At 75.0% G+C, this 15,513-nt stretch carries 2 protein-coding genes (1 of these 2 only partly in view); both read right to left on the bottom strand.

Annotation, left to right across the window (positions count from 1 at the left end; translation table 11 throughout):
* On the bottom strand, nt 1–15,147 hold the beginning of the coding sequence (locus tag ACIRJT_RS23110) for a lonely Cys domain-containing protein (protein ID WP_403911969.1). The gene continues 25,167 nt to the left of window position 1, outside the view; 15,147 of the gene's 40,314 nt are visible here — the first part of the coding sequence; it begins with the start codon at nt 15,145–15,147; its stop codon lies off the left edge, out of view.
* A complete protein-coding gene (locus ACIRJT_RS23105; RefSeq protein ID WP_403911966.1) occupies nt 15,148–15,513 on the bottom strand; it encodes a hypothetical protein in 366 nt (121 codons plus the stop codon).

Raw genomic sequence — 15,513 nt, 5'->3', positions numbered from 1 at the left:
GACGACCAGGGCCCGCGCCTCGGACGCCGCGACCGGGGGCGGCGCGGAGGAGAGCTGCCGGCCGTCCCGGGCCGAGAGGTCCAGCCACATCACGCCGTCGAAACCGCCGAGGTGGTAGGCGGCCCACGCGTGGCCCAGCGCCTCTCCCTGACGCCGTGCCAGGACGAACGCCGCCGCGCCCGGTCCCTGGGCGGCGACGGTCCGGGCCACCGCCTCCCACGAGCCCACGGGGCTCCAGCCCGGCCCCGGGACCAGGGTGGAGGCCGGTGTCGTGGTGCCGAGCGCCGCGTCGTCGACCGTGGCCGCCGGACGCACGCCGCCCGGGTAGAGGGCGTCCCGGAGCGCGCCCAGCAGCACCAGGCACCGCCGCACGGTGAGTCCCTGGCGCGATGCGGGGCCTGCGATCCGCCGGGCCGTGGCCGTCAGTCGGGGGCGGCTGAGCGGGGCGGAGCGCGGTGGGGCGGGCGGGGCGGGGGCGGGCGCGTGGGGCTGCGGCTCGTACGCCCCGTCGTGTCCGTCCCACAGGGCGCGGAAGGCCGCCCAGGTGTCCTCCTCGGCCCGGGGGTTGGCGCCCCAGTGGTGCACGGCCTTCGGGTCGGGCCCGTACAGCTCCTGGAGGAGTGGCAGCAGCGTCGGCTCGTTGCGCCGGACCCACTTCGCGCCGTTGTTGCGGGGGTGGCCGGTGTAGGGGTCGGTGCCGGTGTTCGTGCCGAGGTAGGCGTTGGTGAGCTGGGCGAAGTACTCGAACTCGTTCCGGGCCGAGTAGTTGCGGTGGGTGCCGGAGCTGTCGTACAGCGGTCCGTCGGGCCAGGCGCCGAAGCTGCCCGCCAGCACCTTGTCGTGGTACGCCTCGGTGATGAGGCGGCGCTGCTCGTCGGTGAGGCCGTGGCGGTGGAGGGCGTGCGCGAACTCGTGGGTCGCGGCGGAGTAGCCGTCGGCGTACAGCCCGGACCCGGGTACGGCGGTGGTGTCGCCCAGCAGGTTCTCCTCGCCGACGGCGGCCCGTCCGCCGGCCTCGACACCGCGCAGGATGTCGTAGGGGCGGGCGTTCTGGTCCGTCTCGCCGCGCAGGAGGCCGAACGCGTCGAGCGAGGTCGTCGCGGCGTCCTTGGGGACCACGATCAGCCGCGCGCCCTCCTTCAGCATGCGTTCGGCCACGGCGGGCGAGCGCAGCATCCGGGCCACCTGCGCCCGCGCCTCGATGCCGGAGGAGACGGGGAGGTCCACGCCGGGCGGTACGTCGACCATCAGGAGGGCGGCGGTCCGGGCGAATTCGTCGGCGCTCAGGGCCCGGCGCAGCCCGGCGGTGAGCGCCCGGTCGGCGGCCAGGGCCTCACGGTCGGCGGACGACAGGGACAGCAGCCGGGAGGCGCGCTCGTCCTGGGTCATCGCGGCCAGCCCGGCGGCCAGTTCGGTGCGTTCGGCGACGGGCAGGCCGGGGCGCGGCGCGGGCGCCGGCGTCGCGGTGGGCGGCGGGGCCGTGGCGGTGGCCGTCGCCGACGTCTCGGGCGGCGGGGCGGGCAGGGGCTGTCCGCGCAGCCGCCCGGCGCGGGTCGGACGGGCGGGCGCGGAGGAGACGGTACCGCGCAGGGACGGCCCGTCGCCGAGCCCCTCGGCGCGGCGGCCGGTCGCCAGCGCGTCGGTGAGGGCGGGCAGGTCCTCCCACGCCTGGGTGTGGCGGCGCGCCTGCTCGCCCAACTCGTTCCGTACGTCGATCAGTTCGGCCTCGATGCCGTCGACCTGGTCCTGGATCGTGTCGCGTACCCCGGTCGCCCGGCGCAGCCCGGCCTCCGCCTGCCGCAGGACGCGGGCGGCCTCGGCGACCGCCGACTCGGCGCGGCGGAGGTTCCCCGCGAGTGTGGTCTCCCGGGCGACGGCCCGCTCCAGGCGGGTCCGCAGCCCGTCCGCCTCCTCGCGGGCGGTCTCCGCCGTGTCCAGATCCTCCTCGCGCCGCTGGTGCAGGGCCCGGCCCCGGTCCCGGAGCGCGTCGGCCCGCTCGATCGCCGCGTCCAGGGCGTCCTGCCCGTCCGGGGACGCCGGGTCGGCGTCCGGGGCGGCGACGACGAGCTCTTCCAGCCGGGCCACCTCGGCCCGGGCCCGCTGCCACCGGGCGTGGAGCCCGCGCTCCTCGTCGGCGGTGTCGTCGTAGCGGGCCTGTGCCTCCCGGGCGTCGGTGTCGAGCCGGGTGATCTCCGCCCCGCCCTCGGCGATCCGGCCCCGCAGCCCGGTGAGTTCCGTCCGTACCGTCGCGGCGTCGCGGCGGGCGGCCGTGTGCGCGCGGTCGGCGTCCCGGTGTGCGGTGGTGGCGGTGTCCACGGCCCGGTCGGCGGTGTCCAGCGCGGCGAGCCCGCCGGGCTGCCGCCGGGTGAGCCGCCCCTCGCGGTACCGGGCCGCCGCCTCGGCCCGCACGGCGCCGAGGTGGACGCCGATGGTGTCCGCCACGTTCTGCCAGGCCTCGTCGGTGGCGGCCGTGGTGTCGGTGAGCGAGCCGTCGGCGGCGAAGGGCCAGATCCGGAGCCCCTGGCCGGTGCGGATGACCAGTTCGACCGGTTTCCCGGCCCGGGCGGCCGTGAGGGAGCCGACGAACAGGGCGCGGGCCAGCCGGGTGCCGTCCGGGTCGGGGCCGAGCGCGAGCCACAGCTCGGCCGACGCGTCCTGCTCGTCGATGGTGTCCGCCAGCACGTCCGGCAGGTCGGTGGCCGGGTGCTGGGCCCAGTCGCGCAGGTCGTCCGCGTCCTGGTCGGCCAGGATCGCGGGCAGGTCGTAGATCCGGGGACCCGGTCGTGCCGGGGTGACGCCGAAGCCGAGGACGTCGCGTTCCCACAGGCGGGTGGTGGAGCTGCCGGTGACGTACCGGACGCCGTCGGGGCCGTCGACCTCGATGACGGTGTCGACCAGGGTCTCGTAGGTGCGGGGGATGCGCCGGTCGGCCGGGTCGCTGGTCGCGCCGGTCCGCAGCCGGCTGAAGGAGAAGGCGGAGGCGTTGCCGCCCGAGGAGATCGCGTGGGGCTGCTGTGCCGCCAGGGGGAAGGTCACCCCGAGCACCTGGCGGTTGCCGTTGGCCAGGCTGTAGGAGCCCTGCTGGTTGAGGACGAAGGAGCCGGCGGCGGACGAGGCCGCGGCCGCGGTGCGGTTCTGCCGCCGGACCCGGTCGATGGCGACGTCGCCGGCCTCGGTGACCGGTCGCGGGTTGTGCAGGGATATGCGCAGGGACGGCGCGGTGCCGGGGCTCTCGACCGGCCAGCTGCCGGGCATGACGTCGGTCAGCCCCGCCGCCGTGCGGGAGGGGTCGAGGGTGATCTCGCCGGCCTGGACCAGCTCGGCGAGGCGGGCGGCGACGGCCTCCGCGGAGGCGTTGGCGGGCAGCCCCCACGCGGCGGCCATGCGCGGGTCGACGTCGTGGAGCGCCCGCATCAGCTGCGGGGCGGCGTTGTAGTCGTACACGGGTGTCGGGCCGGTGGTCTCCAGCCGGACGCCCTGCGGGAAGGGGGTGGTCCCCTGGGCCGCGGCGTCGGCGGCCGTGAGCGGCAGCGGGTCGCCGCCGAGCAGCGCGGGCGCCCGGGGCCCCTCGTGCCGCTTGGGCCGGTCGGCCTCGGAGGCGACGAACCGCAGGGCCGTCGCGGCCGGTACGGAGACGCGGCTGACCGGGCGGCCCCGCAGCAGGCGCCCGGCCCAGCCGCGGACCCGCTGCGCCACGTCCCCGTCCAGGCCGGAAAGGTTGAGCAGGCCGGACTGGAAGAGGGCGCCGGGAAGGTTGGCGGGCCACTGCCACACGGCCTGGGAGCGGACGGTGGCGGTGTAGCGGTAGTCGACGGCGAAGTCGGCGACGCTGCCCGACCGGGTCCAGAAGCGGTCCTCCGTGGCCACTTCGGAACGGGCCGTACGGGCCCGGGTCTCGGCCACCGCCAGGGACGGTCCCGCGCGGTCCGTCCACGCGGTCGCGCCGGGGCGCGGGTAGCGGGAGACCGGGTTGACCGTGCCCTGGCGGGTGGTGGTGGTCCCGGAGGTGGTCACCCTGGACTGCGGGGTGTGGGTGTCGACGTGTTCCAGGCCGGTGCCGGCGCCCGCCCTGCGCCCGCGCAGGCCGCGCAGGGCGGGCGTCTGGAGCATCGGTTCGGCGGTCAGGGTGACCTCGACCAGGCGCGCCCCGCCGTAGGCGACGTGGAGGAAGTGGAAGCGCGCCTGTCCGCCGGGGCCGCGCCCGGGCAGGGCGCGCAGCGCGGCGGGTTCGGTGACCCGGGCGATCTCGGTGGCCACGCCCGGCAGGTAGGAGGCGTGGCCGGGCCGGAGGGCGCCGGGTGCCTCGTTCTCCACCAGGGCGGTCAGCTCGTGGCGCATCCGGTCCCGGCGCTCCCGGCGGTTGGCCGTGTCGTCGAGCTGGGTGACCGTCAGGACGGTCGCCTTGCCCAACTGCCGGGTCCGGGCGTACCGGTCGGGCAGCGGGACGTCGAGCGGGTTCAGGGTCGGGGCGGGGATGCCGGGCATGCCCTGGAACCAGGCCGCCAGTTGGGCCACGGCCTGGGCGGGGGCGAGGTAGGTGACGGCGCGCGGCAGATCGATGGCGACCGTGACCGGGGCGTAGGGGCCGAGGCCGACGGTGTTCCCCGCGATGTTGCGCACGCCCCGGCGGACGGTCAACAGCAGCGTCAGGTCGTTGCCGATCCAGAGGGTGTCGCCGCTGTGCTCCGTGGCGTGGGTGATCTTCGTGCCGGAGCCCACGGTGGCGGTTCCGTCGGTGCGGCGGGACTGGGAGTAGCGGCCGCCCGGGTTGGCCTGGTGGACCAGCAGCTCGGGCGGGGTCGGGGCCGCCTGCAACGCCGTGACCTGAAGGTTGCCCTGGTGGGTGACGCCGACGCCGCGCTGCCGGCCGGAGGTGTCCCCGCTCAGGACGTCCTGCTCCGAGTAGAGCGATTCGGAGCCCAGGTTGCGGGGGTTGGAGAGGTAGCCGGTGATCTCCAGCATCATGACCTGGTCGGCCGCCATGCCGGGCAGCGTCAGCCCCTCCACCACGTAGGCGCCGCCCAGGATCTGGGGGGCCCTGGAGATGAGCTGGCCGGGCCTGATCGCGTCCTGCCGGGCCTCGGCCGCCAGGGTGCCCCGGTCGTTCAGGGAGGCGCCCGCCACGGCGACGGAGGTCCACTTGTAGGTCACCGCCGCACCGTCCGTGGACGTCCTGGCGGCCCAGACCACCGGTGTGGCGGCCCAGTTGACGGCCGAGCCGGCCCGGTTGACGGCACCGGACAGGCTCGGCGGGAGCGCTTCCTTCATCGCGGAGCCCCGCCGGGCGGTCTCCGTGGCCAGCCCGGACAGCGTCGCGGAGGCGCGCTGGACGGCCCGCCCGACCCGGCCCCGGCCCGGGCTGCCCGGGTAGGTACCCGCCACGATTCCCCGCAGGGCCGCCATCAGCGCGGTGGTGCCCCGGAAGGTGTCGACGATGGCGCCTTCCGGGAGCCTGGTCAGGCCGGGCAGCGGACGGCCGCGGTCGTCGACCAGGGCGAGGCGCCGCTGGTCGTCCATGGGGCCGCCGTCGGTGACGGGCTGCCGGATCACCTGTCCCGGACGGGGTGCGGGGGCCGGGGCGGGCAGGGGGGCCGGGGCGGGGACGCGGGTGCGGTAGTGCGGCACCAGCAGCCGGACGCTCCCCGGCACGGTGGGCGTGGCGGCGGCCCCGAGCTGCATCTCCAGGTCGTCCTCCGCCTCCGCATCCGCATCCGCATCCGCATCCGCCTCGGGCCGCGCCGGGTTCCCGTCGGCGTCGGTCTCGGCGAACCGGACGAGCGGGTCCTCGCCGGTGCCCTCGTACAGGTCGAGGCCGAGCCGGGCGGGCACCTCGAAGAGTTCGCTGCCGTTGCGGGTGGTCATCGTGAACTGGTCGTAGCCGACCTGGCCGGCGGTGGAGGAGGCGTCGGTGAGCTGCCGGGTGCCGAGGTAGTCCGGGGCCGTGTTCAAGCCCCAGGAGCCCTGGTCGATGGGGGCGTTGAGGCCGCCTCCGCCGCCGAGGGCGCCGCTCAGCGCGGTGCCCCGCTGGCGGCCGCCGCCGGACTCGTACGAGCTGGAGCCGACGTGCAGCACGTCGGGCAGGCGGCGGGTGTGGACGGCGGGCCGGGTGGTGTCCCGGGCGGCGGAGAAGACCAGTTGCACGCGACGGGTGCCCGAGACCGCGTTCGGCCGCTCGAACCAGACCGACTCCCCGCCGTCCACGGCGTCGGGCGCCGAGGAGGCGAGGCCGTAGGTCGAGCGCATCTGCCGCAGCCGCCGCAGGTTCTCCAACTGGGCCACCACGAGAGGCTCGTCCAGCCGGAACACCGCCGACCTGTTCCGGGGCCGGGCGGGCGGCAGGAACCCCTCCGTGCGCAGCCATGCCTCCGCGGCGGTGAACAGCGGGTCCGCCCCGTCCACCTTCAGCGGCGTCTCGGTGTACCCGATGCTCTCCAGGGTCTCCAGGTGCTCGGGGAGTTCGCGCAGTTCCGCCGGGGCCGGGCGGTGGCCGGCCATCGTGGCGCGCTGGGCGATCCGCAGCCGCAGGCCGTCCGTCCACGGCCCGAAAGTGGAGCTGACCCGGCCGCCGCCGGCCCGGTGCAGCGTCGCGGTGTAGGCGACCCGGCCGCTGGTCAGCAGGTGGCTGCTCTTGGTGCGGAGTCCGTGCATGAGCGTGGCGCTGCTGACGTTGCTGAGCTGGTCGGTCAGCTGCCAGTTGACGGCGGCCTTGCCCATGAGGTTGCCGCCGAAGGACGAGCCGGCGGCCGGGTGGCCGGGGGTGTGGTCGGTGGTGAACGCCGGCCCGCCGGCCGCCTCGACGCCCATGCCGCTGGTCAGCTTCGCCGACTTGTCCACGCTGGACGCGTGCGAGAACCAGGTCTCCAGCGTGGACCTGCCGTCGGCGCTCTTGCGCATCGGCGGTCCCGGTTCGATCACCGCGGTCAGTTCCAGGACGCCGACCGCGTTGCCGTCGTCGTCCAGGAGGGTCGGCGAGAACACCCCGCCGTCGCGCTGGAGGTGCGGGGTGCCTTGGAGCATCCGCTGCGAGAGGAAGTCCTCCAGCGCCCGTTCCGAGTCCGCGTCGAGGTCCCGCAGCGCCGCGAACGTGTCGTCCTGGAGCAGTTCGGTCAGCAGGCGGCGCGGTTCGGCGACGCTGTCGCCGCCCCACAGCGGCAGGTCGTCCACATCGCCGGGCTCCGGCAGCGCGGTGGTGTCGTCGCCGTCGAAGGCGAGGTGCTCGTGGAACCAGATCGTGAGGGCGCCGTGCGACTGCTCGGCCTGCCAGTTGTCGGTCTCACCCTCGCGAGGCGTGTCGAGCTGGATCTGCCACCGCCCGTCCACGTCCATCGGGTGCGCGGGCTCCTCGGCCTGCTGCTTGCTCGTGACCAGGAAGGTCTCGCCGACGGTGACGGACTGGGTGAGCTGGTTGTGCGTCGCGGACACGTTGACGGTGCTGTCCCACCAGCGCAGCGCCCCGGCGCGGTCGTCCGGGAAGATCCCGCTCCACGGCACCGAGCCGGTGCGGAGGTTGCCCGAGCCCTCGACGTGCGAGGTGGACTGCCCGCCGCCGGCCCTGGCCTCGACCCCCATGTCCGGGAGAGTCGGCGGGCGCCCGCCGCTGTCGCCGCCGTACTTCGTGGACCGTACGGGGTCGGCGTAGGAGAGGCGTATGTCCACCGCCCGGTCGCGGCCGCCGTGCCGGAGCGTGATCCGGTGTCCCTGGCGGCTGCGCAGGTACGGCCGGTTCAGCTCGATCTCCTCGGCGCTCAGCACGTCCTGGAGCCGGGTCAGCAGCCGCTGTCCGTCGGTGGTCTCCGGATCGGCGCCGAGGGCCTCGACGATGCTCCGGTGCAGTCCGTCCAGGACGGTTTCGGGGGTCGGCTCGTGGAGGACGAGGCCGACGTGCCCGTCGTGGCGGCGGCCGTGGTCGCGGATGTACTGCGAGAGCGGGGCGGGCGCGACGGCGGTGGAGGTGGTCGCCGCCGCCGCCGTGGACGACTCGGTCCCGGGGGCTCGTCCGGTGAACGTGTGGAGGGGGCCCTGCTGGGCGGAGACGCCGGGCAGGGCGGCGGGCCGCCGGGTCTGCCAGTGGCCCGGCCGCGCGGTCGTCCCCGCCGTCCCCGCCGTCAGGACGATCACGTTCCGACCGCTCGACGGGTGCGGGACGGGGGCGCTGGGCAGTTCGGACAACAGCGTCGTCCGGGCCGTTCCCGCACGCCCGGCGAGGTGCTGCGCGAGCCCGCCGGGGTTGGTGTGGGCGCCGACCACGAGCAGCGGGGCGCGCAGGGCGATCTGCTGGTGGATCCGGTCGTGGCGGAGAAGGGCCGCGATCTCGCTGCCCGGCACCCAGCGGCTGGAGCCGTCGGTCCAAGGCAGGGCGACGTGGCCGTTCGTGCTGTCCGCGGTGAGCACGTACGCCTTGGCGGCCGACCCCCCGGGGGCGTCGGGCCACGGCGCCGGGTGCGGGGTAGCGCCGTCCAGGCCGCCGTCGGACGAGACGAGGTACCCCTCGGTCGCGATGTCCCCGGTGACGGTCCTGCGGGTCCAGTTGCGGCCGGTCGGCACGCCGTCGGCTGTCAGCCGGGTGCTGTCGTCGAGAGCGCCGTGCCGTACGAGGTCCCACGCGGCGAGTTCCGTCGGGTCGGCGGGGTCGAACCCGCTGACCGCCGCACCGGCCATCAGCCACAGGAGCCGGTCGCCCGCCTCGTCCGGTGTCGGGGCGGCGGGGCCGGGCAGGTGCAGCGCCTTCTTCGCCAGGGCGACGGGGTCGGTCACCGACCGCAGGGCCTCGGCACCCTTGACCGCGCCCCACACCAGCCGGCTCACGTCCGCACGGGAGACCGCGCCCGCGTCCGGCAGCCGCAGCACGTCGGCGGCGAGCGCGGCCAGATCCCGCCCGGCCAGGCGCTTCAGCGCCCAGTCCAGCGACGGCACGGGCGTGTACTGGTGCAGCGTCAGCCGCCCGGCGGCGGCCTCGTCCCTCTTCCCGGCGGCGTCGAGCAGGACTCGCCGGACGTCGTCCCGGGACGGCGGGTCGTCGCTGGTGCGCTGGTGGCGGGCGTGCGTGACCAGGTGCAGGTGGTGGAGGGTGAACGGGCCCAGGACGCGCAGGTGCGGATCGGCCCGGCGCATGTTCTCCAGCGCCCCGATACCTCTCAGCAGCGCCTCGAACCGGCCGTCCGATGCCACGTCGGCGCCGAACGACCGCCGCAGGGCCTTCACCAGCCGCAGCGTGGTGTCGAGGACGTCGGCGGGGACCGGCCCGTCCCCTGTGTGCAGATGCGCCGTACGCGCCAGGGCGGCCAGCCCCGCCGGGCCCGGTTCCGGGAGCAGCAGGCTGCGCACACCCCGCTCGCCCGAGGGGCTCGCCAGCGCACCCGCCTTCGGGGTCGCCCCGCGCATCAGGACATGGACGCGGTCCACCGCCATGACCCCGGCACCGCTGCCGTTGGCCACGCCCTGCGCGTACGAGGTGGTGCCGAGGACGTCGAACACGTACGGGGGCTCCCCCGCGTCCGACAGATAGGGCAGGTCCTCGGCCGTGGCGTCGGCCCAGCACGAACCGAGGTCGATGACGGCGTTCGGGCCGAGCTTCCGCATGCTGGGCCGACGGCGGATGAACCGGCCGGTCTCCTCCCCGCCCACCTGGACCGGCGGACTGCCGTCGGCCACTTCCATCACCCCGCGCAGCGGCTGGCCGTGCTGCGCGAAGTGGTAGACCGGCCGCCCGTTCTCCAGCAGCGCGGCCGGTTCGCCGATCGCCCCTTCCGACACCGGGTCGAACTGGACGAACTCGGTGATCTCCGCCATGGCTTCGAGCATGGGCTCGTTCGTGACCAGGTCGGGATCGGACATGGTGACGCGGCCGATGGACCGGCCGTCGTCGCCGATGGTCCGCGTCTTCAGGGCGGGGTCGGGGAGGATCGTGCCGTCCAGCGCGGTCACGAAGCCTTCCTCGGCGACCTCGTCGGGGCCCAGGTCGTCGGCGTCGCTGCCGAACCATCCGCCCAGGGGGAGGCCTTCGGACCGCCGGTTCTCCACGACGATCCGCTCGACGCCGGTGGCGGGGTCGGTGACCAGGCCGACCTGGCCGCTGTGCGCCCAGACGCCGTCGCGGCCCGTCCGGAACGCCAGGGTGCGGGGCAGGGCCAGGCCCTGGTCGCCGCCGTGGGCGAGCACCAGGACGACGGGTGTGCCCGCCGCAAGTCCGGCGATCCCGGGGTCACGGGCCACCAGCTCCGCGAACTCCTGCCAGGAAACGCGGATGTGCCCTTGCCCCCAGGGGAGCATGACGTGGTCGTGTCCGCCGTCGGCCACCACCACGTACGCGCCGTTGTCGGCGTCCCACAGCGGATCGAGCGGCCCCTGGAACTGGTTCTCGCGGCGCTGCCACACCTGGGTGGTGTCCACCGGCCCCAGGGGCCGCCCGGTGAGGTTCAGCCCCTGGTAGGCCCCGTTCGCCGCCGTGATGTGGCGCCCGTGGTCCAGCGCCCCGCCGGCCGCCAGGTGGTAGGCGCCGAGCGTGTCGACGCTCGACGACCACCCGGCGGCCATGGCGTTCTCCACCGTGACGAGCAGCTGGGCCCTCTGCTCGGCCGAGACCTCGGCGTCGGCGGACAGGTGCAGCACGCGCCGGGTCAGGGCGTCGGTGTCCGGTCTGGCGCCGGACTCCTCCAGCAGGGCCAGCCGCTCCAGTTCGGCGGCCGCGTACGACTGATCCGACGCGGGCGCACCGCCCGGCAGCCGCGTGGGGAGGCCCAGTTCACGTCGGACGCGGGCGGCCGTCCCCGTACCCGACACCGCGTCCGCACCGTGCGCGGCGAGGTGCTGGGCCACCTGCCGTACGGCGTCGAGGTAGTCGCCGCGCGCGTGGCGGGAATCGGCGAGCACGGGGTGCAGCTCCAACGGCAGCACCAGCGACGTCGCCCGCCGCCACGCCTCGGCCGGGTCGGTGCCGACCGGCACTCCGGCGGCCCGGGACGTGGCGAGCGCGAAGCCCTCGTAGGCGGCGTGCCAGGTACGGCGGGAGGCGCGGGCCGCGATGCCGTCGAGCGCCCCGGACCAGGGACCGGGCCGGTTCATCAGCAGGCGCACCTGCTGGACCGGGTCGGTGATCCCGCTGTCCTCGAAGCGCACGGAGCCGTCGAGGGAGGCCTCCAGCGCGGGGCCCTGGTCCGGAGTGACCCCAGCGGCGGCCAGCTCGTCCGCGGTGATGAGGTCGCCGGGCGCCGGACGCGGCGGGTCGACGGGCAGGTCCTCGGCGGTGACCAGGGCGGCCGTGAGCCGGCGTTCGACGTCCGTACGGTGCACGCGCGGCACGATCGACGCGACGGCGGCGTCGTGGGCGGCGTCGGCGCCGAGGCCGCGGAGCCGGTCCAGGGCCGAGTCGAGCCGCCGCTGCGCCCGGTCCACGTCCTGCCACGCGTCGTACAGCCGCGCGGCGTCGTCAAAGCCGCCCCGGCCGCCGGCCACCCGGGCGTCGAGCGTCGAGACGGTGCGGGCCGCCCGGCCGAAGGCGGCGACGGCGTCCTCGTGTTCGCGGCGGGCCGCGTCCACGGCATCGTCGACTGCCGTGCTGCCGGGGAAGTCCAGGAGGACCGGCTCGTCGGCGGACACGGTCTCCTGGTCCGTGCTCCGACCCTTGCCCTTGCCCGCTCCCGGAGTGGGCCCCCGGCCGTCGCCCCGGCCCTCGGTGGCGAGGGGAACGGCGGCGGGCGGGGCGTTCTCGGCGCCCTGCCCGATGGCTTCCTGTCCGGTGGCTTCCTGCCTGATGGCTTCCTGCCCGGTGACCGGCCGGGCGCCGGCGACCGTGGCAGGGGCGGACGCGGTGGTCTCCGGCGGTGTGCCGGTCCCCGTCGGCGCGGAGGACGTCGTCCGGAAGGGGACGGCCGCCCCGACCGGGGCCTGGGGGTCCGCGGTGCCGGGTGCGGGCGTTCGCAGGGCCTGCGCCGGGTCGTCGATGCCGCTCGGGGGCCGGGTGCCCCGTGCGGTGAGGGGGTGGTCGGCCACGGCGCCGCTGGTGACGACGGACTCGACCGCCTGGAGGAAGTGTCGCGGAACGGCCGGGCCGGGCGTACCGGTGTCCGTGTCGCTCTGCCGCACCAGTCGGCGCAGGATGGCCTCGGCCGCCGGGCCCCGGTCCGGTATGCCCGCGTAGCCCAGCAGTTGTTGGAGCACCGCCGCGTCGTCGCGGGTCCGCCACTCCGCCGCTTCCTCCGGGGAGGTGGCCGGATCGGCGCTGTGCAGGCGCCAGTTGAGGTGGTCGGAACCCTCCGGCAGTACGGTACGGCTCAGTTCGACGGCCTCGGCGTGGTCGGGCGCGGCCGTGAGCGTGACGTCGATGTGGAGCTGGTCGCCCGAGCCCGGGAGCTGGAGACCGTGGTTCAGGTGAGTGTCGAGGAGCGTGCGCATCCGCTCCTGGAGGGCGTCCAGTTCGGCCGGGGAGAACCCCTCCCCCGCCCGGACCGGCAGGTGGAGCGAGACGTTGCTCAGCCAACGGCCGTCGTCGGCCTGGATGCGCTGGACCCAGGCCCGTACGGGGGTGTCCGGGCCGTCGAGCCGCGTTGTGTCCGCCGGGGCGCGGCCGGGGTCGAACGACGGGTCGGTCCGTACGGCCGTGGCGGGAGCGTCGGTCCGCCCCGAACGCCACTGCTCGGGCCGCACGGGATCGGCCACCGGCACGGCAGGCTCGGGCGTGGGACCGGCGGAGAGGTCCGCCCCGGTCCCGGCTCCGAGATCACCGGTGGACTCGCTCGTGAGGTAGCCGGTGACGCCGCCGGCCGGCAGGTCCGAGGAGGTGCGTACGGCATCCGGCGCGGCCGGGGCGTCCTCGGGACCGGTCGTGCTCCGTCCACCGCCGGGAGCGCGGGCGGTGTCGTCGGTGCCGGTGCTACGGGGCTGCGGGGCGGCCGGGCTCTCCGTGCCGTCGGCCATATCCTGCCGGCCCTCCGCGTCCGCCTGGCCGGTCTCCTGCCCGCCCGGCAGGTCGTCGGCGTCGCCACGCTCGGCCGGGCCGTTCTGGGGGGGCTGCTGGGAGGGCTGCTGGGAGGAGTTGCCCGTACCGGAGGAGCCCTGCTGTGTGCCCTGGTTTCCGGCTGCGGGCGCCGGGGTGTTCGGTCCCGCCGAGGTGGCGACGGGGGTGGGAGGGGCCATGGCGTCCGCGTCCGCCGGGTTCGGGGCGCCGTCGGTCTGCTGGTGCGCGGTGTCGTCGAGCCCCGGCTGTCCGCCGGTGCTCCGGCCGCCCGTGCCGCGTCCGGGTGTCTCCTGCCCGGTCTCGTCCTGCCGCTGGTCCCGTGTGCCGTCCGCGTCCGCCGAGACGTCGTCGGGAAGGTTCGCGCTGTCCGTGCCGCTCGAACCGCCGATCGTGCTCGGGCCCGGCGCGGTGGACGAACCCTTCGGCCCGGTGAGGTTGTCGGGGAGGTCGGTCGTCGCCCCCGGCCCGTCCGGAGACGTACCGGGCAGGAGGTCGGGCGTCAGGTCCGGCGTGAGGTCGGGCGTCAGGTCCGGCGTGGTGTCCGGGGTCAGGTCGTACGAGGTGAGGTCGGTGTTCGTCCCGGGCCCGGAGGTGCGCCCCGACGTCGGCGGGGGCGACAGCGGCGCGGTGTCGGGCAGGGACGAGGACGGCAGCGTGGAGGGCGTGGACGTCGAGGGCGACGGCAGCGACGCCGTGGGCGGCGGCAGCTGGGGCAGGGGCGACCCGCTCGTACCGGTGACACCGTTCGAGCCGGTGAGGCCGTTGGACCCGGTGACGCCGTCAGGACCGACCACGCTGTTCGGACCGACGACGTTGCCGGGGCCGAAGACGGTGTTCGGGCCGGTGACGCCGTTCGTGCCGCCGGTGTCGCGCGGGGAGAAGTCGGTGGGACGGGTCAGCGCGTCGGATCCCGCCTTGGGCAGGGTGTTCACGCCGGCCGGCGGCGACACGGCCGGCGGCGGCGTGTACGTGGGCGGCGGCAGGGTGCCGATCCCGCTGCCCGGACCGTTCGGCAGGTCGGCCGAGACCGTGTTGGGGTAGGGGGTCGCGGGGCCGGGGGTGAAGGGGTTGGTCTTCAGCACCGGGGGGCCCTTGACGTCCGTGCCGCTCGCCGGGCCGCCGGGCTTCTCCGACCCCGACGGTCCTCCGTCGCCGCCGCCCAGGATGCTGTTCGGGCCCGGCATGTCGTTGATGTCGGTGAAACGGTCGTTGCTGAAGTAGTTGTTGTAGATCGAGAAGGCGCCCGCGCCGACGGCCAGCCCCGCGCCCATGTCGAACACGGTGCTGGTGCCGGAGCCGACGAACGTCTCCCACTTGAACTCCCACTTGTCGTAGAAGGCCCCGTTGATGATGACTTCGGCGGTGCTCTCGGCGGTGGCACCGACGACGAAGACGGTGACCACGGTGGGAGGGCCGTTCACCAGTCCCTTGAACAGCAGACTGTTCGGGTCGATCTTGAACTTGCTGAAGATGTCCCCGAGGAGGTCCTTGAAGTAGTTCTCGATGGGCTTCAGGAACTTGTCGAAGATCTCCATGAAGCCTGCGGTGAGCGCGCCGAAGGCGGCGGCGACGCCGACGTCCTTCCAGTCCACTCCCCCGGGCTTTCGGCCTCCCGGGTTCAGCGCGATCTGCGCCAGCCGGACCGACAGCGTCTGGATGGCCTCCTGGATGGCCTGGCCCAGGGTCGGCGCGATGTGCGACATCCGCAGCAGGCGGTCGATGATGATGAGGATCGCGAGCTTGCTCCGGGCCCGTGCCAGGAACATCTGAGAGACCGACGCGCCACCGGTGAACGCGATCAGCGCCGCCAGGATCGCCAGTTCGGCGATCAGCATGATGATCTCGGCGATGATCTCCCACTTGGACGCCTGGATCTTCTGCGAGTAGTCCACCTGGCCGTTGGCCAGTTCGTCGAGCTGGAGCAGCAACGCCTGGATGGGATCGGTGCCGTTGGGTTCGTCGGTGAGCATCCGCACACTGTCGATGTACGGACGCGCCACCTCCGGCGGCAACGCCGCCTCCACCATCTGGATCGTCTCGCGCGAGGCCGCGCGCAGATCGATCAGGCCCTTCTGGAGCGCCAGGTAGAGCTCACGACTTTCCCACGCCAGATTCTCCCTGGCCTGCAGGGGCATTTCGCCCAGCAGGATCCAGAGCATCGTCCGGACGTCCGGCGGAAAGTCGATCTCTTCCATTTAGTGCCGGCCACCCTGGGAGGAGTCGCCCGGCCCGTCCAGGCTGGACATCTGCCGGTCGATCTCGTCTCGCGCGTAGCTCGAAACACCCTCGATGTGCTGGCCGTTGGCCCAGACCGCCTGGCCCAGTGCCGTGAACGCGCTGCCGACGGCCCTGATCAGGTCCAGGCACGCCTGGTTGTTGGCGTCGTACTTGGGCAGCACTTCGAGGGCGAAGTCGTCGCTGTAACCGGCCCAGCCACGGTAGTTCTGGATGTCGGAGATGAAGTTGTCGCCGATCTTGGCCGCCTGCGCGGGCAGCTGCTCCATCATGTCACTGGCCCGGCGCAGTTCGCCGGGGTTCGCGGTGAACTTTCCTACCGCCAT

This window comes from Streptomyces sp. NPDC102283 (assembly GCF_044766265.1).
Classification (GTDB): Bacteria; Actinomycetota; Actinomycetes; order Streptomycetales; family Streptomycetaceae; genus Streptomyces.
This window is presented reverse-complemented; position numbering and strand designations above follow the sequence as displayed.

Excerpts from the sequence above, each read along its gene's own strand:
- ACIRJT_RS23105 (WP_403911966.1), bottom strand. The coding sequence starts at position 15,513 with ATGGCGGTAGGAAAGTTCACCGCGAACCCCGGCGAACTGCGCCGGGCC.